The sequence below is a fragment of the Microbacterium istanbulense genome (genome assembly GCF_037204145.1).
GTDB lineage: Bacteria > Actinomycetota > Actinomycetes > Actinomycetales > Microbacteriaceae > Microbacterium > Microbacterium istanbulense.
The window spans coordinates 1-21,208 of the sequence record NZ_JBBDGN010000015.1; the positions used below are offsets into that span (position 1 = coordinate 1).

Genomic DNA, 21,208 nt, shown 5'->3' on the forward strand with positions numbered 1-21,208 from the left:
GTCTGTAGCACGGGGTCTCGGCGATAAAGCGGGGTCTCGGCGTCGTGGACAGGCGTGCCTGCGCCGCAGTGTCGGCGGTGGCGCCTAGCCTGGGGGAGTGACCTCCACTCTGCGCGTGCTCGGCATCGACCCTGGTCTCACGCGGTGCGGCGTCGGCATCGTCGACGTCGACAGGGCACGCCGAGCCACCCTCGTGCACGTGGGCGTCGTCCGCACACCAGCCGACGCCGATATCGCCGAGCGGCTCGCCGCGGTGGCGTCCGGCATCCGCGCCGCGATCGCCGAACATCGCCCGCAGGCCGTCGCCGTCGAGCGCGTCTTCGCGCAGCACAACGTGCAGACGGTGATGGGCACCGCTCAGGCCTCCGGCGTCGCGTTGCTCGTCGCCGCCGAAGCCGGGCTGCCGGCAGCCACACACACGCCCAGCGAGGTCAAGGCGGCCGTCACCGGCTACGGATCGGCCGACAAACGTCAAGTGCAGGCGATGATCGCCCGCATCCTCCGTCTCGATGCTCCGCCGCAACCCGCCGACGCCGCCGACGCCCTCGCGATCGCGCTCTGCCACGCGTGGCGCAGGGATGCCGCATCGCCCACCGCCAGCGGCGGGATGACCGCCGCGCAGCGCGCCTGGGCGGATGCCGAGCGTGTCGCTCGAACATACGTACGATCCGGCCGCTAGGCTATCACCATGATCTCCTCCTTGCGCGGCACGGTGCTGCATGCGGCATCCGACCACGTCATCGTCGAGACCGGCGGCGTCGGCTTCTCGGTCGCCGTGCCTGCCGATGTCGCTCACACGGCCACGGTCGGAGAACAGCTGCTCCTGCACACCAACCTCATCGTGCGCGAGGACGCGCTCTCGCTGTACGGCTTCGCCGATCGCGACGAGCTGGAGATCTTCGGACAGCTCCTCAGCGTCACCGGGGTCGGGCCCAAGTCGGCGCTCGGCGTGCTGTCGCACCTCACGGTCGACCAGATCGCCGAGGCCGTGACTGCCGAAGACGACGCCCCCTTCCGGCGGGTGTCGGGTATCGGCCCCAAGACGGCAAAGCTCATCGTCGTGCAGCTCGCGGGCAAGGTGCAGCCACGCATCGCCACCGCACCGGCCGGCGGAGCTGCAACAGCCGTGACCGACCAGGTGACGGCGGCACTCGTCGGACTGGGCTGGTCGGAGAAGGTTGCTGCCGAGGCGGCCGCGCAGACGGCCGAGCAGGCGACGGATGCCGAACTGAGCTCGGTGCCCGCTCTGCTGCGGCGCACGCTCGCCGCCATGGGCCCGGGAGCGCAGCGTGGCTGAGTCCCGCGACGCCGCCGAGCCGCTCGACGAGACCGAGCTGGCGATCGAGGGAGCGCTGCGCCCGACGAGCCTCGGCGAGTTCGTCGGCCAGCCCAAAGTGCGAGGGCAGCTGCAACTGCTGCTCGACGCCGCACGCATTCAAGAGCGCCCCGCCGACCACATCCTGCTTGCCGGCCCCCCTGGGCTCGGCAAGACGACGCTCGCGATGATCGTCGCGCACGAGAGCGGACGCCCCCTTCGGCTCTCCAGCGGACCGGCGATCCAGCATGCCGGCGACTTGGCGGCGCTGCTGTCGAGCCTTACCCCGGGCGAAGTGCTCTTCATCGACGAGATCCATCGCATGGCACGCTCCGCGGAGGAGATGCTCTATCTCGCGATGGAAGACTTCCGCATCGACATCATGGTCGGAAAGGGAGCCGGCGCGACGAGCATCCCGCTCGACCTCGCGCCGTTCACCCTGGTCGGCGCGACCACCCGCTCCGGGCTGCTGCCGAATCCGCTGCGTGACCGCTTCGGCTTCACCGGCCACCTGGAGTACTACGGCGAGGACGAACTCGAGCGTGTGATCGCACGATCCGCGAGCGTGCTCGGTGTCGATGTGCCCACCGACGCCCTCGCCGAGATCGCGCGGCGCTCCCGGGGTACGCCTCGCATCGCCAACCGACTGCTCCGGCGCGTGCGCGACTACGCCCTGGTGCATGGCGCCGGCGGGTCTGCCTCGCTCTCTGACGTGCGGGCGGCACTCGAGCTGTACGACGTCGACGCGATCGGCCTCGATCGCCTCGACCGCGCCGTGCTCGATGCGCTGGTGCGCAGATTCCGGGGCGGCCCCGTGGGGCTGAGCACCCTCGCCGTCGCGGTCGGAGAAGAGGGCGAGACGGTCGAGAGCGTCGTCGAGCCGTATCTCGTTCGCATCGGCTTCCTGGGTCGAACACCGCGCGGTCGCATTGCGATGCCGGAGGCTTACGCGCACCTGGGCGTGGCCCGCCCCGAGGGGTCGACATTGTTCGATGACCTATAATCGCTGAAGACTTCACCGTCATCCCCCCACACGCCCGCACCGTCGCCGGTGTGGGCGTGCGCACCCGAAAGGCGCCTCATGGATCCCACAATCATCCTGTTCGGTCTGCTCGCAGTCATGCTCGTGTTCATGTTCATCAACACGCGTCGTCGCCAGAAGCAGATGAAGGAGCAGCAGGAGGAGAAGGCCACCAAGACCGTTCCCGGCGCCCGGGTCCTTCTGCAGGGCGGTCTGTACGGCACCGTCGTTTCGTATGACGCCGTCGACCTCGACAAGCCCGCACAGATCGAGCTCGCCCCCGGCGTCGTCGTCGAGGTGCACAGCCAGGCCATCCTGCGCCTGGTCGAGCCCGATGTCGCGCCCGAGACCGTCGAGGAGATCGAAGAGATCGAGGTCATCGACGAGGCGCCGACCGACGCGACCCAGCCTGAGACCCCGGAGCAGACCCGCAAGCGCCTCGACGGCGACGCGGACAACTGATCTGCTGATCACCTGATCTACGCCTGATCGCATCGCGGAAAGCGGGAAAATTTCGTGGCTTCATCCTCTCCGGTTCGTCATGCCTGGCGGGTCCTTCTTGGCCTGCTGTTGGTGACGGCGGCACTCTTCGGCATCAATGCGATCGGGGTGTACGGCTTCCAGCAGAGTTCGTGGGCTCCTGAGCTCGCCCTCGACCTGCAGGGCGGCACGCAGATCGTGCTCAGCGCTCAGACGATCGACGGTGCTGACCCGAGCGAAGATCAGCTCAACCAGGCCGCGGCGATCATTCGTCAGCGCGTCGACGCCTCTGGCGTCGCCGAGGCCGACATCACCACCGAGGGCGGCCGCAACATCGTGGTGCAGATCCCCGGCAAGGTCGACGACGCCACCCGCGAGCGCATTCAGGCCAGCGCCCAGCTGGAGTTCCGCGCGGTGATCGCCGCGACCGGCTCTGCAACGGAGTTCGTCGGCGATGATGGCGAGGCGACGCCGTATCCGACCCCGGATGACACCATGAACGCGGTGCCGACGCCGGAGCCCACCGACGCGAGCGACCCGGCATGGATGACCGAGCGTCAGCAGGCCGAGCTGCTCGCCTTCGACTGCACCGCAGAGCGCGGTGTCGAGGTCGCCGACCCCGACCAGCCGCTTGTCGCCTGCGACCCGGAGAACACCGTGAAGTACCTGCTCGGCCCTGCCGAGCTCAACGGCACGGCGATCGACGACGCGCAGGCCGGCCGTGACCAGACGAGCGGTGCGTGGACCGTCAACCTCGAGCTGGATTCCGAGGGAACCAAGATCTTCGGTGAGATCAGCCAGCGCCTGTACCAGAACAAGCTCGCCGGTCAGAGCCCGCGCGACCAGTTCGCGTTCGTGCTCGACGGCGTCGTGATCTCGGCACCCGCGATGCAGGCGCAGATCCTCAACGGCAAGCCGAGCATCTCGGGCTCGTTCACGCAGGAGAGCTCGCAGGCCCTTGCCGATCAGCTGCGCTACGGTGCCCTGCCGCTGAGCTTCGAGGTGCAGAGCTCCGACACCATCTCGGCGACGCTCGGCTCGCAGCAGCTGCAGATCGGTCTCATCGCCGGTCTCATCGGCCTCGCCCTCGTGGCGGTGTACTCGCTGATCAGCTACCGAGCGCTCGGTTGGGTCATCATCGCGTCGATCGGCGTGATGGGAGTGCTGACCTACGTCATCGTCTGCATCCTCGCCTGGCGCATGGGCTTCCGCCTGTCGCTGGCCGGTGTCGCCGGTCTGATCGTGTCGATCGGCTTTACGGCCGACTCGTTCATCGTCTACTTCGAGCGCATCCGTGACGAGCTGCGCGACGGCAAGTCCGTCACCTCAGCGGTCGAAGACGGGTGGGGCCGCGCCAAGCGCACGATCTACATCTCGAAGTCGATCAACGTGCTCGCCGCCGTCGTGCTTTACATCCTTGCCGACTCCACCGTGAAGGGCTTCGCCTTCACCCTGGGGCTCACGACACTGATCGACGTGTTCATCTTCGTGATCTTCACGCACCCGGTCATGCAGCTGCTCGCCCGCACGAAGTTCTTCGGCGGCGGACACAAGCTGTCGGGCCTCGACCCCGAATCGCTGGGCGCGGTCTACCGCGGACGCTCCCGCTACCGCGAGGTGCAGACCGGCTCGTCCGGACGCTCCGCGCGGGTGAAGGGTTCCCGCAACGAGGCCGAGCGCCGCCAGACCATCGCCGAGCGCAAGCGCGCTGAGGCTCTCGCTGCCCAGGGCGGCGCGAACGCCGGGAAGGACTCCGATTCCTGATGCTGTCCATGAACGAATTCGGAAACCGGCTGTACACCGGGAAGATCTCCTTCCCGTTCGTCGCCAAGCGTCGCCTGTGGTTCCTCATCGCGATCATCCTCGTCGTCGGCTCGGCCTTGGTGCCGCTGCTGCGACCGATCCAGTTCTCCATCGAGTTCACCGGTGGTTCGCAGTTCACCGTGACCGCGCCGTCGACGACGGACCAGTCCGTCGCGACCGAAGCCGTGCGCGGCGTCGTGCCGGAGGCGACGGCCAAGGTCGTCATCGTCGGCGGCACCGATGTGCGTGTGCAGACCGACCAGCTCTCAGAAGCGCAGACCCTCGATGTCCGCGACGCTCTCGCCGACGCCTACGGCGTTGACAGCGACGAGGTGGCGAGCTCGTTCATCGGCCCGGCGTGGGGCGAGAACGTCACGCGTCAGTCGCTGTGGGGACTGGCGATCTTCCTCGCACTGACCTTCCTGATCCTGGCGATCTACTTCCGCACCTGGAAGATGTCCGCCGCGGCGATCATCGGCCTGCTCGACGTGCTCGTGATCACCGTCGGCGTGTACGCGCTGGCGGGCTTCGAGATCTCGCCCGCGGCTGTGATCGGCTTCCTGACGATCCTTGCGTACTCGCTCTACGACACCACCGTCGTGTTCGACAAGATCCGTGAGAACACCACCGAAGACGGCGACCAGACCACGCGCACCTTCGGCGAATCCGTGAACCTCGCGGTCAACCAGACGCTCGTGCGCTCGATCAACACCTCGATCGTGGCCGCGCTGCCGGTAGGCGCGATCCTCTTCATCGGCGCGTTCTGGCTCGGCGCTGAGACGCTCACCGACATCTCGCTGTCGATCTTCGTCGGCATCATCGTCGCCACGTACTCGACGCTGTTCGTAGCCGCACCGCTGTACTCGCTCTTCCGGGAGAACGAGCCGGCCATCGCCGAACGCGATGCCAAGGTGCTCGAGGCGCGCGAACGCTCCACCACCTCGGTGTGACCGGTGGGGAGCGGCTGCGCGCCCTCCCCGCCGCATAAGATGTTCTGATCCATGAGAGGTGGTACTAGATGGTCGATTCGCAGACGCCGGCGCAGGGATCCAGCCTGCGACGACTCGTACCGCGAATCTTCTCGCGTGCCCCCCGGGTCAACGACCTCGACAACCTCATCCGCACCGTGCGGGCCAACCACCCGCGCGGCGATCTGCCCATCATCGAGCGCGCCTACGCCGTGGCGAAGGACAAGCACGAGGGACAGTTCCGCCAGAGCGGCGAGCCGTACATCACTCACCCGCTCGCGGTCGCGCAGATCCTGGCAGAACTAGGGCTCGGCCCTCGTGCCATCGCCGCCGCACTGCTGCACGACACCGTCGAGGACACCGGCTACGCCCTTGCCGATCTGACCGACGCGTTCGGCGACGAGGTCGCCATGCTCGTGGACGGCGTCACCAAGCTCGACAAGGTGAAGTACGGCGACAGCGCCCAGGCCGAGACGGTCCGCAAGATGATCGTGGCGATGTCGAAAGACATCCGGGTGCTGCTGATCAAGCTCGCCGACCGCTTGCACAACGCCCGTACCTGGGGCTTCGTTCCGCCGGAGAAGGCGGAGCGCAAGGCCAAGGAGACGCTCGAGATCTACGCACCCCTGGCGCACCGACTCGGCATCCAGGCGATCAAGTCCGAGCTCGAGGATCTCTCGTTCGCGGTGCTGCATCCGAAGATCTACGCCGAGATCAACAGCCTCATCGCCCAGCGCACCCCGCAGCGCGAGAAGTATCTGCTGCAGGTGATCGAGGAGATCGACGAAGACCTGCGCGAACTGCGCATCCGGGGCAAGGTCGTCGGACGCCCGAAGCAGCTGTACTCGGTGTACCAGAAGATGGTCGTGCGGGGTCGGGAGTTCGACGACATCTACGACCTCATCGGCATCCGTGTGCTCGTGGGTTCTGTGCGCGACTGCTACGCCGTCCTCGGCGCCATCCACGCCCGGTGGACGCCGCTCTCCGGCCGGTTCAAGGACTACATCGCCACCCCCAAGTTCAACCTCTACCAGTCGTTGCACACGACGGTCATCGGCCCCAGCGGTCGCACCGTCGAGATCCAGATCCGCACCAATGAGATGCACCAGCAAGCGGAGTTCGGTGTTGCCGCGCACTGGATGTACAAGGAGCGGATGAACGGAGGCAAGGTCGAGACGCGCGCCAGCGACACCGACATGGCGTGGCTCGCGCACATCTCCGACTGGCAGGCCGAGACCGCCGACCCGAGCGAGTTCCTCGACTCGCTACGGTTCGAGATCGGCGCGAAGGAGGTCTACGTCTTCACCCCGAAGGGGCGCGTCATCGGCCTGCCTTCCGGTGCCAGCCCCGTCGACTTCGCCTACGCCGTGCACACCGAGATCGGTCACCGCACGATGGGCGCCAAGGTCAACGGCCGTCTCGTGCCGCTGGAATCCGAGCTGCACAGCGGTGACGTGGTCGAGGTCTTCACCTCCAAGAACCCGGATGCCGGCCCCAGCCAGGACTGGCTGAGCTTCGTCAAGAGCACGCGTGCGCGCAACAAGATCCGCGGCTGGTTCACCAAGGAGCGCCGCGAAGAGGCGATCGAGCAGGGCAAGGAAGCGATCGCTCGCGCGATGCGACGCCAGAACTTGCCTCTGCAGCGCCTGATGAATCAGGAGTCGTTCTCCGAGGTCGCCCAGCAGCTGCGGTACGAGGACGTCTCGGCCCTGTACGCGGCGGTTGGCGAGGGCCATGTCTCGACGCAGTCGGTGCTCGAGAAGGTGACAGCGCTCGTCTCGGCCGAAGAGGACACCGCGACCGGCGCCATCGAACTGCCCGGACGCGCCCCCGTCAAGGAGCGCGCCGGCGGTGATTCGGGTGTTCTGGTGCGCGGTGCCAACGACATCCTGGTCAAGTTGGCGCGCTGCTGCACCCCCGTGCCTGGTGACCCGATCGTCGGCTTCGTCACTCGCGGCAGCGGCGTCTCGGTGCACCGCGCGGACTGCGTGAATGTGAAGGCGCTCGGGTCGGAGCAGGACCGCTTCATCGACGTCGAATGGGCGCCGACGACCAAGAGCGTGTTCCGTGTGCAGATCCAGGTGGAAGCCCTGGACCGTTCGGGTCTGCTCTCCGACGTGACACGGGTACTCACCGAGCACCACGTGAACATCCTCTCCGCGTCAGTCACCACGACCGATGAGCGCCTGGCGCTGAGCCGATTCGTGTTCGAGATGGGCGATGCCGTGCACCTCGATCGCGTGCTCAACGCGGTGCGTCGCATCGACGCCGTCTACGACGTCTACCGCGTGACGACCTCCTGATCCGCACGGAGCAGGGCACGCGCCTGCGCGCGTCCCGGCCGCCGGGGCAGTGAGCCCAGCCGCTCACGCAGATCGTCGCGCAGCGAGGGCATCACCTCGAGCAGGCGAACTAGCCACGTCGCGTAGACGGGGTGCGTCGACGCACCCAGCGCGAGTTCGAGGCCGGTGAACAGGGGAGTGGCGACGACGACACCACTGATCTGCACGCCGTCGGGAGGCTCCAGCGCCGGCTCGTGCACGATCACGGCGTGCCCGACACCGGGCCGGAAGCGTCCCTCCGCGATCCGACGCACATGATGCACCGGAGGCGGGAGCAGCCCCGCGCCGTGAATCCAGGCCGCCGTCGGGCCACACGCTCCCATCCGGTCCGGGATGCCCGCCGCGACGCTGGCCGCCCTGGCATCGACCCCCTCGACCGTGTCTGCCGGCACGTAGGCGTCACCCAGCTCGACCACGTGTCCGTCGAGTCGCGCGGCGGTCAGCTCGGGCAGGCTCAGACGTGTGCCAGGCAGGTACAACAGCGCGGGATGCATCGCTCAACAGTAAGAGCCGTGCCACCCCGGAGGGGGACACGGCTCAGACTGTGGATAACGCGGGTCAGGCGCCGAGGGCGGCGAGCCAGGCGCGCCGTGCGTCCAGCGCCTCCTTGGCGGCCGCAACTGCCTTCTTGTCGCCGGCTGTCTCTGCGGCGGCGAGTTCGGCCTCGAGCTTCTCGATCGCCTCGAGCAGCTGCGAGCTCATGTCGTTGGCGCGCGCCTTCGTCTCGGGGTTGTTCTTCTTCCAGTCGACCTCTTCGCGCGCCTTCAGCGCCTGCTCGATCGAACGCAGGCGGTCGTCGAGCGCCCGCTCCTTCTCGCGCGGGAAGATGCGTCCCTGCTCGTCCCACTCGCGCTGGATGCGGGTGAGCAGCGCACGGGCGCGCTTGATGTTCTTCTCGTCGGCGACGGCCTTGGCCTCTTCGAGGAGGCCCTCGCGGATGACGATCTTGGGCGCGGAGTCTGCCTCTTCAGCTGCAGCCTGCTCGGCACGAGCGGCATACAGAGCGTCACCGGCAGCCTTGAACTTGGCCCACAGCGCGTCGTCGGCCTTGCGGCCGGCGCGGCCGGCGGCCTTCCACTCGTCGAGCAGGTTGCGGTAGGCCGGGATGCCGTCGACACCGCGCGGCGCGAGTGCCTCGGCGCGCTCGACAAGACGCGACTTGGCGTCGCGTGCAGAGCGATGGGTGTCGTCAAGTTCGGAGAAGAACGCGCGGCGCGCCTTGTCGACGGTCGAGCGTGCATCACGGAATCGCTTCCACAGCTGCTGCGCGGTGCCCTTAGGCAGGCGCGGGCCGTTCTGCTGGTGGGCCTGCCACGCGTCGAAGAGTGCCGTCATCTCGACGGTGACCTGCTTCCACTGCACCTTGCTGAGATCGCGGGCGGCGATGGCCTCGGCCTGCTCGACGATGGCGGTGCGCTCGGCGATCGCGGCATCCAGCGCCTCACGAGCTGCCTGCTGCTCCTGTTCGGTGGCGGCGGCGAGCGACGAGATCAGGGCCTGGATGCGGGTGCGGAGACCTGCGAGATCGCCGACCGCTGCCGCGCCCGTGACCTCGCTGAGCAGGTGGTTGGCCTGCTTGGAGAGATCGGATGCCGAGGCGCCGCCGCCCTGGGCGCGCGTCTCGAGCGTGCCGAGCTTGACGGCGAAGTCGTCATACTTGCGTGCGAAGTACGCCAGCGCCTCTTCCGGGGTGCCGTCGGGGTACTCACCGACCGGACGCCAGGTCTCACCTTCGCGGACCTCGACGACGCCCTCTTCGGTCACGCGACCCCACTCGGCGGCATCCGTGGCCGAGACGACAGGGGCGACAGGCGCGGAGGCCGTCGCCGCCGGAGTCTTACGCGGCAGCGGCGCCCGCGGCGGTGCGGGTACAGGAACAGCCGGCTTGGTAGGCACGGGAGCGGCAGTCGCCTGCTCTTCGGCCTGAGGCTCGGCGTTGGGGGACTCGGGGGTGGACGGCTCAGTGGCAGACACGGTGTTCTCCTTGCGCGGGCAACCCGCGGGAGTGGACAGGACGAGATCAGCCTAGTTCACTCGACCGCCCCGATTCACTCGTCCAGCGTCTGCGTCGGTACTGGCTCTGGCTCCCCTGTGGGGTTGGTGGGCAGGGCCGGCAGCGGCGTGCTCGCGGGATCCGTCGCCTGCTCCGAGGGCAGGGGAGTGGGACTCAGCGTCGTCGTCGGCGTTGGCTCCGGAGCGGGGGCATTCACCTGAGCGACGAAGACCTGACTGACGATCGCGCCGACGACGATGACCGTACCCACGACCACGGCGATCAGGGTGTCGCGCCTGCGCCGGCGGATGAGTCCCTCATGCCATGAAGCGCGCGCAGCGTAGAGCCGGGCGCGTTCGGCATCCGTCCGGTTGCGCTTGGCATCTCGGGAACCGCGTGCCGCCATCGTCGTCCTCTCCGCGTCGTTCTCGGGTCGTCTGCGAGCCTAGTGGGATTGGAGGCCCTGCTCTGCCGGCGAGGATGTCACAGGCCCGCACTAGTCTGGACGTATGACCTCCGTCCCGCTGCTGTCCGGCCAGACGCCGCTGGCCGTGCGCATGCGCCCGGTCTCGCTCGTCGAGGTCGCCGGTCAGCAGCATCTGCTCCGCGCAGGTTCGCCGATCGTCGCATTGGCCGACCCCGAGGCCTCGGCGCCCGGCGCGGTGTCGATCATCCTGTGGGGCCCGCCCGGAACGGGCAAGACGACCCTCGCTCAGGCCATCGCCCGCTCCTCGGGCCGTCGCTTCGTCGAGCTCTCGGCCATCACTGCTGGCGTGAAAGATGTGCGGGAGGTCATGCAAGAGGCGATCACGCAGCGCGACTTGTATGGGCAGACGACGATTCTGTTCCTCGACGAGATCCACCGTTTCACCAAGGCCCAGCAGGACGCACTGCTGCCCGGCGTCGAGAACGGCTGGGTCATTCTCATTGCGGCGACCACGGAGAACCCCTCGTTCTCGGTCATCTCGCCGCTGCTCTCCCGATCGCTGCTGCTGACGCTGCAGCCACTCACCGACGACGACATCGGTGTACTCCTCGACCGCGCCGTCAGCGACGCACGCGGACTGAACGCCGCGGTGTCTGTCTCTGCCGAGGCGAGAGCGGCGCTGATCCGGCTCGCGTCGGGCGACGGCCGCCGCGCGCTCACGGGGCTCGAGGCGGCCGCGGCAGTCGCGCTCTCGCGTGCCGACGGCGACACCCCACCCGTGATCACCGACGACGACGTTGCCCAGGCAGTCGACCGGGCCCTGCTGCGCTACGACCGCCAGGGCGATGAGCACTATGACGTGATCAGCGCGTTCATCAAGTCGATCCGCGGCTCAGACCCCGATGCCGCACTGCACTACCTCGCGCGCATGATCGAGGCGGGGGAGGATCCGCGCTTCATCGCCCGGCGCCTGGTGATCTCGGCGGCAGAGGACATCGGCCTCGCCGACCCGCAGGGTCTCGTGATCGCGAACGCCGCCGCCGACGCGGTCGCCTTCATCGGCATGCCCGAGGGACGCATCCCGCTCGCCGAGGCCACCGTCTACCTGGCCACGACAGCAAAGTCGAACGCGGCGTACGAGGGCATCAACGCGGCGATCGCCGATGTGCGCGCCGGGGGATTTGGCCGAGTGCCGATCCATCTGCGCGACGCGCACTACGCCGGGGCGAAGCGACTGGGCCATGGCAAGGGCTATCGGTATCCGCATGACAGCGACGCCGGCGTGCTGCCGCAGCAGTACCTCCCGGACGAGCTTGAGGGTCGCCGCTACTACAACCCCAAGCAGCTCGGCGCGGAGCGCGACGTGGCGGCGCGTCTCGAGCGCATCCGCCGCATCCTCGGCGACCGCTGAGCATCTGGTAGCATTAATCGGCTCGAAACCGAGTTTTCGGGCATCCCCTCACTCACACACACCGTTCTGGCGCCCCGGCGTGCGCCCGACGGCAGAGTGCCGGAGATACGCCCGTGAGGCGCGAAAGACGCGTCCACGTCACGGAAGGAACACTTCGTGGTCACGAAGTCCCAGGACCGCCGCAAGGTCCGTCTCAGCCGCGCGCTGGGTATCCCGCTCACCCCGAAGGCCGCCCGCTACCTCGAGAAGCGTCCCTACGCTCCCGGCGAGCACGGCCGCACCAAGCGCAAGGCCGACAGCGACTACGCCGTCCGTCTGCGCGAGAAGCAGCGTCTGCGCGAGCAGTACGGCATCCGCGAGAAGCAGCTGCGCATCGCCTTCAACGAGGCGCGTCGCAAGGACGGCCTGACCGGTGAGAACCTCGTCGAGCTCCTCGAGATGCGTCTCGACGCTCTCGTGCTGCGTGCCGGCTTCGCCCGCACCACCGCACAGGCTCGCCAGCTCGTCGTGCACCGTCACATCCTCGTCGACGGCCAGCTCGTCGACCGCCCGTCGTTCCGCGTGAAGCCGGGTCAGCTCATCCACGTCAAGACCAAGTCCGAGGGCCTCGAGCCCTTCCAGGTCGCAGCCGCCGGCGGTCACGCCGAGGTGCTGCCCCCGGTTCCGGGCTACCTCGAGGTCGAGCTCGACAAGCTGCAGGCCCGCCTGGTCCGTCGTCCGAAGCGCGCCGAGGTCCCCGTGACCTGTGAAGTGCAGCTCGTCGTCGAGTACTACGCAGCCCGCTGATCACGGATCAGACCTGAACCGGTTCCGGTTCACTCAAGAGGCGTCGGGATCTCCCGGCGCCTCTTGGCGTTTCCGCATACGATGGAGAGACCGCGTCCGGCGCGCGGAGACGAGGATGACGACATGAAGAATCTGCTGTGGCTCCTGATCGGTGTGATCGGCGGTTTCGTCGCTGCGCACTTCATGAACAAGGACCCGCGCGGGCAGGAGATCTTCGCCGACATCGACGCGAGGATCTCGGAGTTCACCGGGATCCTCTCAGACGCCTACCGCGCCGAGGAAGCCCGACTCTCCGACGCCACCGACGACTGACCGCACTGCAACACACAAGGACCCCTAGAACTCAATGAAGACCTCGGAGATCGCGCAGCGATACCTGGACTATTTCGAGAAGAACGATCACCAGATCGTGCCGTCCGCCTCTCTGGTCAGCGATGACCCGTCGCTGCTGTTCACAGTGGCCGGCATGGTGCCGATGATCCCGTACCTCACGGGAGTAGTTCCCGCGCCGTACCCCCGCATCGCCGATGTGCAGAAGTGCATCCGCACCAATGACATCGAAGAGGTCGGCCGCACGGCCAGGCACGGCACGTTCTTCCAGATGCTCGGCAACTGGTCGTTCGGCGACTACTTCAAGGAAGGCGCGATCCGCTACGCGTGGGAGCTCCTGACGACGTCGGAGGCCGACGGCGGCCTGGGCTTCGACGAGAAGGACCTGTGGGTCACCGTCTACGAGACCGACGATGAAGCCGAAGCGATCTGGCGCGACATCATCGGCCTGAAGCCCGAGCGCATCCAGCGTCTGGGCCGTGCCGACAACTACTGGAACACCGGCCAGCCTGGCCCCGGTGGCCCGGACTCCGAGATCTTCTTCGACCGCGGCCCCGCCTACGGCAAGGACGGTGGGCCGGCGGTCGACGACAGCCGATTCCTGGAGATCTGGAACCTCGTGTTCATGCAGGACTTCATCGAGAACATCCGCGGCAAGACGGAGTTCGACATCGTCGGTGAGCTGCCGATGAAGAACATCGACACCGGCATGGGCCTCGAGCGCGTCGCCTTCCTCAAGCAGGGCGTCGAGAACATGTACGAGACCGACCAGGTGCGGCCCGTGCTGGACCGCGCTGTCGAACTCTCCGGTCGCCGCTACGGCGCCGTACATGAGGACGACGTGCGTTTCCGCGTGGTCGCCGATCACGTGCGCTCGTCGCTCATGCTGCTCTCGGACGGCGTGCGCCCCACCAACGAGGGACGCGGCTACATCCTGCGCCGACTCATGCGCCGCACCGTGCGCGCGATGCGCCTGCTGGGCGTGGATGCCCCCACCTTCCCGGAGCTGTTCGCCGCCTCGCGTGACGCGATGAAGGCCTCCTACCCGGTGCTCGAGACCGACTGGTCGACGCTGTCCTCCGCCGCCTTCGCGGAGGAAGAGACGTTCCGCCGCACTCTCGCGCAGGGGTCGACGATCCTCGACCTCGCGCTGGATGAGACGAAGAAGAGCGGCGGCTCGACCCTCAGCGGATCCGAGGCCTTCCTGCTGCACGACACCTACGGCTTCCCGATCGATCTGACTCTTGAGGTGGCCGAAGAGGCCGGCCTGTCCGTGGACCGCTCGGCGTTCGACTCCCTCATGCAGGAGCAGCGTTCGCGCGCCAAGGCCGACGCCCGCAATCGCAAGCGTCAGCTCGCCGACGTCTCGGTGTACCGCGACTTCCGTGCGCTCGGCGAGACCACGTTCGCCGGCTACACCGACCTGCAGACCGAATCGCGCATCCTCGGCATCATCGTCGACGGCCAGACCGTGCAGAGCGCGAACGAGGGCGATGTCGCCGAGGTGATCCTGCCCGAGACGACGCTGTACGCCGAGTCCGGCGGCCAGGTCGCCGACAAGGGAACGATCGTGGGCGCGGGCTTCGAGCTCGATGTGCTCGACGTGCAGCGGCCTGTGCCCGGCCTGATCAGCCACACCGTGCACGTGGCATCCGGCACCGTCGCTCTCGACGATGCCGCCACGACCGTGGTGGACGCCGCGAACCGGCGGGCCGCGCGACAGGCGCACTCGGCCACGCACCTCGTGCACGCCGCACTGCGCGACACGCTCGGCAAGGATGCGACCCAGTCGGGTTCGCTCAACCGCGCCGGCTACATGCGCTTCGACTTCGCCTGGTCGCAGCCGCTGTCGACCGAGACGCGTTCTGAGATCGAGGACATCACGAACCGCGCCGTGCAGGAGGCCCTGGAGGTCACCACGCGGATCGTCTCGCTGGACGAGGCCAAAGAGGCCGGCGCCATGGCGCTGTTCGGCGAGAAGTACGGCGACGTCGTGCGCATGGTCGACATCGGTGGCCCCTGGTCGCGTGAGTTGTGCGCCGGAACCCATGTCTCGTCGAGCTCGGAGATCGGGCTGGTCAGCGTCGTCGGCGAGTCCTCCGTGGGCGCATCCAACCGCCGCATCGAGGCCCTCGTCGGGCAGGATGCGTTCCGCGAGCTCGCGGCCGAGCGCACCGTCGTGTCGCAGCTGTCTGCGGCGCTCAAGGCCCCCCGCGACCAGCTGGCGTCGCGCATCGATGAGCTGCAGGCGAACCTGAAGTCCGCCGAGAAGCGCATCGCGCAGTTCGAGGCCAAGGAGCGGGAAGGCCGCGTGCCTGCCCTCGTCGAGAGCGCGGAGACCGTCGGCGCGTACCGGGTCGTCGCGACCTCGCTCGGTGAGGTCGGGTCGGCAGACGACGTGCGCACCCTCGCACTGAGCGTGCGCGAGCGGCTCGGCTCCGCTCCCGCTGTCGCCGCGCTCGGCGGTGTCGCCGCGGGCCGCCCGATCGTGGTCATCGCGACGAATGACGCTGCCCGTGCCGAGGGTGCCAAGGCGGGTGCGCTCGTGCGCCTCGCTGCCGGCGTGCTCGGCGGTGGCGGTGGGGGCAAGGATGATGTCGCCCAGGGCGGCGGAACCGACGCCTCCGCGCTGCCTGCCGCCCTCTCGGCGATCGTCACGGAACTGCGGGGCGCGTGAGCGGCTTTCGTCGCGGGACGCGTCTGGGTGTCGACGTCGGGAAGGCGCGCATCGGGGTCGCTCGGTGCGACCCCGACGGGATGCTCGCCGTGCCGGTTGAGACCGTCCCCCGCTCCGACACCTCGGTGACGCGGATCGCGGAGCTCGTCTCGGAGTGGGAGCCCGTCGAGATCGTCGTGGGCCTGCCGGTGAACATGCGCGGGGAAGAGACGCCATCCACTCTGGATGCGAAGGAGTTCGCCGCTGATCTGGCGCGCGCGACCGGTATCCCGGTGCGCCTCGTGGACGAGCGCCTGAGCACGGTGACCGCACACGCGGCGCTGCGATCCTCAGGCAGAAACCAGAAGAATTCTCGTAGCATTGTCGATCAGGTCGCCGCCGTGGTGCTGCTACAGCACGCGGTCGACACCGAGAAGAGCACCGGACGCCCCACCGGTGACCTCATCCGTCTCGACGAGGAGCCCCCTGCCGATGCCTGAGCACGACATGTCGCCCGAAGACGCCCGTCGCGGCGACCTGTTCGACAACCTCCCGGCCGCGAACACCTCGCTGCCGGGAGAGACGCCGCGAGAAGCCCCCGCAGCGGGTTCCCGCCGTGCGGCCCGAGAGGCGCGCCGCGCCGCCGAGTCCGGCGCCGGGGGAAACGCAGACGACGCCACGCGCGTCAATCCGGTGGTCACCGACACGACATCCGCGACAACGGATGCGACAGCGGATGCGACCGAGCAGCATGCTGCGCCATCCGCGCCCGCGTCCACGCCCGCGGCCGACGACGTCCCGCCCCATGAATCCGACCTGCACGCGCTGTTCGCACCCGAGAAGCACGAACCGGCTCCGAAGCCGCGCCGTCGTCGTGGATGGCTGGTCGCGCTCATCATCGTCGCCGTCATCTTCGGCGGTGTCGCCGCGGGTGGCGCCTGGGTATGGAGCATCTATGGCGATCGCATCAGTGACGCTATGGGCTGGGGCGAGCCGAAGGACTACGAGGAGGGCATCGCGGAGGGCGAAGCCCTGGTCACGATCAAGGAGGGCGACACCGGAGGACCGGTGTCGACCGCCCTGTACGAGGCGGGCGTCACCAAGACGCAGGGCGTGTTCTACGACTACCTCATCGCTGAGAACCCCTCCGCCGTCTTCTACCCGGGTGTGTACCAGCTGCAGAAGAAGATGACCGCTGCGGCCGCCTTCGCCGCGCTGAGCGATCCGGCGAACAAGCTGGAGAACACCGTGGGTATCCCCGAGGGTGGCACGGTCGCCTCCTCGCTGCCGCGGATCGTCGAGGGCGTCGGTATCCCGCTGGAGGATCTGGAGGCAGCTGTCGAGGATCCGGCGGTCTACGGCGTGGACGCCGACTCGCTCGAGGGCTGGCTGTTCCCGGCCGTGTACACCTTCGATCCTGACGCCACCGCCGAAGACGTGATCGGACGCATGGTCGCCCGCACGCGCGAGTCGCTGTCTGCCGCGGGGGTTACTGATGCCGACGCGCAGCGCATCCTCACGATCGCCTCGATCATCCAGCGCGAGGGCCGCACCGCGGACTTCGACAAGGTGTCTCGTGTGATCCAGAACCGCCTCGATCAGGGCATGAAGCTGCAGATGGACTCCACGTCGCAGTACGGGTACGGCGAACTGCACGCTGGGTCGGTGAGCACCTCGAAGGAGGCGCAGAACGATGACAACCCCTGGAACACGTATGTGATCGAGGGGCTGCCGGTCGGGCCGATCGCGAACCCGAGCGACGCAGCAATCGAGGCGGCCATCCACCCCGCTGACGGGCCCTGGCTGTACTTCGTGACGATCAACCTCAACACCGGCGAGACCCAGTTCTCCGAGACGTATGAGGGGCACCAGCAGGGCATCGACAAGTGGCATTCCTGGTGCCGCGAAAACCCTGACGCGGGCTGCTGAGGTGACGAACCAGCGCCAGCTGCAGGTGTGGGGAGATCCGATCGCGCACTCCCGTTCACCGCAGCTGCATGCTGCCGCATACCGCGTGCTGGGCCTCGACTGGCAGTACGGGCGCCGCCAGGTGTCGACAGCGACCTTCGGTGCGGAACTGGCGAGCCTCGACTCGAGCTGGCTCGGGCTCTCGCTGACGATGCCGCTGAAGGAGGTCGCATACGCGGCCGCCGCCGAGCGCGACCGGGCCGCCGAGCTCACGGGTGCCGTGAACACCCTGCTGCTGGGGGAGGTGCGACGCGGCTTCAACACCGACGTGGGCGGCATCGTCGATGCGTTCACCCAGGCGGGCGTCAGTTCACTGCCGCGCGTGCGCATCCTCGGGGCCGGCGCGACGGCGTCATCCGCGCTCGTGTCCGCCGGAATGCTCGGCGCCACTCATGCGCAGGTCGTCGCGCGACGGCCGGAGGCGGCGCGCACGCTGGTCGACATCGGTACCGCGCTCGGCATGACGGTCGACATCCACGGCTTCGCCGACGCGCCCGGCGTCGTCGATGCGACGATCGCCACAGTGCCGAGCGGCACCGTGCTGGATGCCGACGTCACCCAGCACCTGGCGTCTGCAGGCGGCGTGCTCTTCGAGGCGGCCTACGCGCCGTGGCCGTCCGCGCTGGCCGCCGGATGGGGGAGCGGCACCGTCATCTCGGGACTCGAGATGCTGCTGTACCAGGCAGTACGACAGATCCGTATCTTCCACCACGGCGACCCAGAACGTCCCTTCCCCGACGAGGACGTCATGGTGGCGGAGATGCGGTCTGCCCTCATGGGAGACTAGAGCAATGCTCCGCGTGCTGACGGCCGGCGAATCGCACGGCCCCGAACTCATTGCCGTCATGGAGGGCCTGCCCTCCGGCGTCCCGCTGCGTGCCGAGGACATCCAGGCAGACCTGCAGCGACGCAAGCTCGGGTATGGCCGCGGTTCGCGCATGAAGTTCGAGCAGGATGAGCTGAGCATCTCCGGTGGCGTGCGCCACGGCAAGACCATGGGCAGCCCGATCGCCCTGCGCATCGGCAACACCGAGTGGCCGAAGTGGACCGAGGTGATGAACCCTGCCCCGGCAGAACTCACCGAGAAGTCTCGCGGTCGTGGCACCGCGCTCACCCGCCCGCGCCCGGGACATGCCGATCTCGTCGGTATGCAGAAGTACGACTTCGACGAGGCACGTCCGATCCTGGAGCGCGCGAGCGCCCGCGAGACGGCGGCACGCGTCGCGCTCGGCGCCGTCGCCCGCGCCTTCTTGAACGAACTGGGCATCCGTCTGGTCAGCCACACGCTGTCGATGGGTCCCGTGCACGTTCCGGCGGACGCCCCGCTTCCGACGCCCGACGACGTCGAGGCGCTGGATGCCGATCCGCTGCGCTGCTTCGACCCGACCACCAGCGCGCTGATGGTCGCTGAGGTGGACTCCGCCCGCAAGGACGGCGACACGGTCGGCGGCATCGTCGAGGTGCTCGCCTACGGTCTGCCGCCCGGGATCGGTTCGCACGTGCACTGGGACCGTCGCCTCGACGGCCGTCTCGCGCAGGCGCTGATGAGCATCCAGGCGATCAAGGCCGTCGAGGTCGGGGATGGCTTCGAGACCACCCGTCGCCGCGGATCCGCCGCACACGACGAACTGTTCGTCGGCGACGACGGCATCACCCGGGCATCCGATCGCGCCGGCGGGATCGAGGGCGGGATGTCGACGGGCACCGTGCTGCGCATCAAGGCGGGCATGAAGCCCATCGCGACCGTTCCGCACGCACTGCGCACGATCGACATCGCCTCGGGTGAGAGCTCGACCGCGCACCACCAGCGCTCCGACATCAGCGCGGTGCCGGCCGCCGGCGTCGTCGCCGAAGCCATGGTCGCGATCGAACTGGCGAACTCGCTGCTGGAGAAGTTCGGCGGCGACAGCATCGGCGAGACACGTCGCAACCTCGAGAGTTACCTCGCAGCCATCCCCGAGTCGCTGCGCACGGCGCCGGCCTCGGAGGCCGCGCTGCTCGCGCATGATGAGCTCGGCTGAGCACCCGCTGACGCTCGTGCTCGTCGGCCCCATGGCCGCGGGCAAGACCAGCGTGGGGCGCCGGGTGGCCCGGCTGCTGTCGGTGCCGTTCATCGACACCGACAAGCGGGTGGTCGCCGAGCACGGTCCGATCCCGGAGATCTTCGCGACGCACGGCGAGGCTCACTTCCGCGTCCTCGAGCGGGCGGCGGTCGCCACGGCCGTCGCCGAGGGCGGGGTGGTCTCGCTCGGCGGGGGAGCCGTGACGGATGCCGGCACGCGCGCGCTGCTGGCGCAGCATCCGGTCGTCTACCTCACCGTCACCGAGGAGGCCGTCGCACACCGCATCCGGGGAGCAGGGCGTCCGTTGCTGGCGGGCGAAGAGGATCCGGTGCAGCGCTGGAAGGACATTTTCGCAGCGCGGCGAGAATGGTACGAAGAAGTCGCCGACCTGACCGTCGACACATCACGGCGCCCGATGCGGCGCATCGCGGAGGAGATCACCGCGTGGAGGAGAGAACAGGCATGAGCAGCACCACCATCAGCGTCACCGGCCAGGACCCCTACGACATCACGATCGGCCGGGACATTCTCGACCAGGTGTCAGCGGCACTCGACCCCGGCGTCCGCAAGGTGCTCGTGGTGCACCCGCCGACCCTGGCCGACCGTGCCGCCGAGCTGCGGGACCGGATGCTGGCTGACACGAGCAACGGCCCGCGCGAGGTGCTGCTGGCAGAGATCCCCGACGCCGAGCAGGGCAAGCGCATCGAGGTCGCCGCGTTCTGCTGGCAGATCATGGGCCAGGCGGACTTCACCCGCACGGATGCCGTCGTGGGCTTCGGAGGGGGAGCGGTCACTGATCTCGCGGGCTTCGTCGCCGCGACCTGGCTGCGCGGCGTGCAGCTGATCCAGGTGCCCACGACCGTGCTCGGCCTCGTCGACGCGGCCGTCGGCGGCAAGACCGGGGTCAACACGAACGAGGGCAAGAACCTCGTCGGTGCCTTCTGGGCACCCCGGGCGGTCATAGGCGACCTCGACCAGCTCACCAGCCTCAGTGCGAACGAGGCGACCGCCGGTTTCGCCGAGGTCGTCAAGGCCGGGTTCATCTGGGCACCCGAGATCCTCGACATCATCGAGGCCGACCCGCAGCGAGCCGTCGACCCCACCACCGACGAGTTCCGGCGCGCGGTCGAGCTGGCGATCGACATGAAGGCGAAGGTCGTCTCGGACGACTTCCGTGAGGCCGGGCAGCGCGAGATCCTCAACTACGGGCATACCCTCGGCCACGCCATCGAGCATGCAGAGCGCTACCGCTGGCGCCACGGCGCAGCCATCTCGATCGGGATGATGTACGCCGCCGAGCTTTCTCGCCTGGCCGGGCGCCTCTCCGACGATGCGGCAGAACGTCACCGGACGGTGCTGGAGTCGTTGGGCCTTCCCACCACCTACCGGGCCGGTGCATGGCCCACGCTGCTGGCCACCATGCAGCGCGACAAGAAGGCCCGCGGTGGCATGCTGCGCTTCATCCTTCTCGACGACATCGCCAAGCCCACCGTGCTGCAGGCGCCGGACGAGTCGCTGCTCTTCGCCGCATACCAGGAGGTCGCGGAGTAGCATCCGCCGCTACCCGTGCGCGCCGTAGCGACGCGCCGGTTTCGCGCCGACACGCCACTGCTGCGCAGGCGTGTCGTCGCACAGGCGGCGCCTC

20 protein-coding genes are annotated in these 21,208 nt (G+C 68.5%); 17 read left to right on the plus strand and 3 right to left on the minus strand.

The window, feature by feature from the left end; all coding sequences use genetic code 11:
• Positions 1–97: 97 nt before the first annotated feature.
• The 7 genes from ruvC to WDU93_RS13205 all read left to right on the plus strand — a co-directional run bounded on the left by ruvC (position 98) and on the right by WDU93_RS13205 (position 7,890).
• Positions 98–679 (plus strand): crossover junction endodeoxyribonuclease RuvC, encoded by a 582-nt coding sequence (gene ruvC / locus WDU93_RS13175; RefSeq protein ID WP_337321380.1) that lies wholly within the window; start codon positions 98–100, stop codon positions 677–679.
• Between the two features lie 9 nt (positions 680–688).
• Positions 689–1,297, plus strand: coding sequence for a Holliday junction branch migration protein RuvA (ruvA, locus tag WDU93_RS13180; RefSeq protein WP_337321382.1), 609 nt, complete (start codon positions 689–691; stop codon positions 1,295–1,297).
• Complete coding sequence (gene ruvB / locus WDU93_RS13185) at positions 1,290–2,318, plus strand: Holliday junction branch migration DNA helicase RuvB (protein WP_337321385.1); 1,029 nt, start codon at positions 1,290–1,292, stop codon at positions 2,316–2,318. Before ruvA ends, ruvB begins: the two co-directional genes overlap by 8 nt.
• Positions 2,319–2,396: 78 nt before the next feature.
• Positions 2,397–2,798 (plus strand): preprotein translocase subunit YajC, encoded by a 402-nt coding sequence (locus WDU93_RS13190; protein ID WP_337321387.1) that lies wholly within the window; start codon positions 2,397–2,399, stop codon positions 2,796–2,798.
• A gap of 54 nt (positions 2,799–2,852) precedes the next feature.
• Positions 2,853–4,580, plus strand: coding sequence for a protein translocase subunit SecD (gene secD / locus WDU93_RS13195; RefSeq protein WP_337321389.1), 1,728 nt, complete (start codon positions 2,853–2,855; stop codon positions 4,578–4,580).
• Positions 4,580–5,569, plus strand: coding sequence for a protein translocase subunit SecF (gene secF, locus WDU93_RS13200; RefSeq protein ID WP_337321391.1), 990 nt, complete (start codon positions 4,580–4,582; stop codon positions 5,567–5,569). The genes secD and secF overlap by 1 nt, the downstream gene beginning before the upstream one ends.
• 68 nt (positions 5,570–5,637) lie before the next feature.
• Complete coding sequence (locus WDU93_RS13205; protein ID WP_337321393.1) at positions 5,638–7,890, plus strand: RelA/SpoT family protein; 2,253 nt, start codon at positions 5,638–5,640, stop codon at positions 7,888–7,890.
• Here WDU93_RS13205 and WDU93_RS13210 read toward each other — a convergent pair.
• The 3 genes from WDU93_RS13210 to WDU93_RS13220 form a co-directional block, all read right to left on the minus strand.
• Positions 7,869–8,423: a hypothetical protein gene (locus tag WDU93_RS13210; RefSeq protein WP_337321395.1), complete on the minus strand. Its 555-nt coding sequence runs from the start codon at positions 8,421–8,423 to the stop codon at positions 7,869–7,871. The two genes, WDU93_RS13205 and WDU93_RS13210, sit on opposite strands and share 22 nt — an antisense overlap.
• A gap of 64 nt (positions 8,424–8,487) precedes the next feature.
• Entirely contained in the window at positions 8,488–9,777 is a 1,290-nt protein-coding gene (locus tag WDU93_RS13215; protein ID WP_420064130.1) for a DUF349 domain-containing protein, read from the minus strand.
• 200 nt (positions 9,778–9,977) lie between these two features.
• A complete protein-coding gene (locus tag WDU93_RS13220; RefSeq protein WP_337321399.1) occupies positions 9,978–10,328 on the minus strand; it encodes a hypothetical protein in 351 nt (116 codons plus the stop codon).
• 103 nt (positions 10,329–10,431) lie between these two features.
• Between WDU93_RS13220 and WDU93_RS13225 the strand changes: the two genes are divergently transcribed.
• The 10 genes from WDU93_RS13225 to aroB all read left to right on the plus strand — a co-directional run bounded on the left by WDU93_RS13225 (position 10,432) and on the right by aroB (position 21,114).
• Entirely contained in the window at positions 10,432–11,760 is a 1,329-nt protein-coding gene (locus tag WDU93_RS13225) for a replication-associated recombination protein A (RefSeq protein WP_337321401.1), read from the plus strand.
• Positions 11,761–11,916: 156 nt separating this feature from the next.
• Entirely contained in the window at positions 11,917–12,546 is a 630-nt protein-coding gene (rpsD, locus tag WDU93_RS13230) for a 30S ribosomal protein S4 (protein WP_337321403.1), read from the plus strand.
• Positions 12,547–12,669: 123 nt separating this feature from the next.
• Positions 12,670–12,858, plus strand: a complete 189-nt coding sequence (locus tag WDU93_RS13235; RefSeq protein ID WP_337321406.1) for a hypothetical protein — start codon at positions 12,670–12,672, stop codon at positions 12,856–12,858.
• A 34-nt stretch (positions 12,859–12,892) separates the two neighbouring features.
• On the plus strand, positions 12,893–15,553 hold the full coding sequence (alaS, locus tag WDU93_RS13240) for an alanine--tRNA ligase (RefSeq protein WP_337321408.1): 2,661 nt from the start codon (positions 12,893–12,895) through the stop codon (positions 15,551–15,553).
• A complete protein-coding gene (gene ruvX, locus WDU93_RS13245; RefSeq protein WP_337321410.1) occupies positions 15,550–16,032 on the plus strand; it encodes a Holliday junction resolvase RuvX in 483 nt (160 codons plus the stop codon). The genes alaS and ruvX overlap by 4 nt, the downstream gene beginning before the upstream one ends.
• Positions 16,025–17,461 (plus strand): endolytic transglycosylase MltG, encoded by a 1,437-nt coding sequence (gene mltG, locus WDU93_RS13250; RefSeq protein ID WP_337321412.1) that lies wholly within the window; start codon positions 16,025–16,027, stop codon positions 17,459–17,461. Before ruvX ends, mltG begins: the two co-directional genes overlap by 8 nt.
• 1 nt (position 17,462) lies before the next feature.
• A complete protein-coding gene (locus tag WDU93_RS13255; RefSeq protein ID WP_337321414.1) occupies positions 17,463–18,287 on the plus strand; it encodes a shikimate dehydrogenase family protein in 825 nt (274 codons plus the stop codon).
• A 4-nt stretch (positions 18,288–18,291) separates the two neighbouring features.
• Positions 18,292–19,521: a chorismate synthase gene (gene aroC / locus WDU93_RS13260; RefSeq protein ID WP_337321417.1), complete on the plus strand. Its 1,230-nt coding sequence runs from the start codon at positions 18,292–18,294 to the stop codon at positions 19,519–19,521.
• On the plus strand, positions 19,508–20,029 hold the full coding sequence (locus WDU93_RS13265; RefSeq protein ID WP_420064132.1) for a shikimate kinase: 522 nt from the start codon (positions 19,508–19,510) through the stop codon (positions 20,027–20,029). Before aroC ends, WDU93_RS13265 begins: the two co-directional genes overlap by 14 nt.
• Positions 20,026–21,114 carry a 3-dehydroquinate synthase gene (gene aroB, locus WDU93_RS13270; RefSeq protein ID WP_337321422.1) on the plus strand — a complete coding sequence of 363 codons (1,089 nt, stop codon included), beginning with the start codon at positions 20,026–20,028 and terminating at the stop codon, positions 21,112–21,114. The genes WDU93_RS13265 and aroB overlap by 4 nt, the downstream gene beginning before the upstream one ends.
• Positions 21,115–21,208: the final 94 nt, after the last annotated feature.

Coding starts and splice junctions, on each gene's coding strand:
- ruvA (WP_337321382.1), top strand. CDS start 689: ATGATCTCCTCCTTGCGCGGCACGGTGCTGCATGCGGCATCCGACCAC.
- WDU93_RS13190 (WP_337321387.1), top strand. CDS start 2,397: ATGGATCCCACAATCATCCTGTTCGGTCTGCTCGCAGTCATGCTCGTG.
- secF (WP_337321391.1), top strand. CDS start 4,580: ATGCTGTCCATGAACGAATTCGGAAACCGGCTGTACACCGGGAAGATC.
- WDU93_RS13205 (WP_337321393.1), top strand. CDS start 5,638: ATGGTCGATTCGCAGACGCCGGCGCAGGGATCCAGCCTGCGACGACTC.
- WDU93_RS13210 (WP_337321395.1), bottom strand. CDS start 8,423: ATGCATCCCGCGCTGTTGTACCTGCCTGGCACACGTCTGAGCCTGCCC.
- WDU93_RS13220 (WP_337321399.1), bottom strand. CDS start 10,328: ATGGCGGCACGCGGTTCCCGAGATGCCAAGCGCAACCGGACGGATGCC.
- WDU93_RS13225 (WP_337321401.1), top strand. CDS start 10,432: ATGACCTCCGTCCCGCTGCTGTCCGGCCAGACGCCGCTGGCCGTGCGC.
- WDU93_RS13235 (WP_337321406.1), top strand. CDS start 12,670: ATGAAGAATCTGCTGTGGCTCCTGATCGGTGTGATCGGCGGTTTCGTC.
- alaS (WP_337321408.1), top strand. CDS start 12,893: ATGAAGACCTCGGAGATCGCGCAGCGATACCTGGACTATTTCGAGAAG.
- mltG (WP_337321412.1), top strand. CDS start 16,025: ATGCCTGAGCACGACATGTCGCCCGAAGACGCCCGTCGCGGCGACCTG.
- aroC (WP_337321417.1), top strand. CDS start 18,292: ATGCTCCGCGTGCTGACGGCCGGCGAATCGCACGGCCCCGAACTCATT.
- WDU93_RS13265 (WP_420064132.1), top strand. CDS start 19,508: ATGAGCTCGGCTGAGCACCCGCTGACGCTCGTGCTCGTCGGCCCCATG.
- aroB (WP_337321422.1), top strand. CDS start 20,026: ATGAGCAGCACCACCATCAGCGTCACCGGCCAGGACCCCTACGACATC.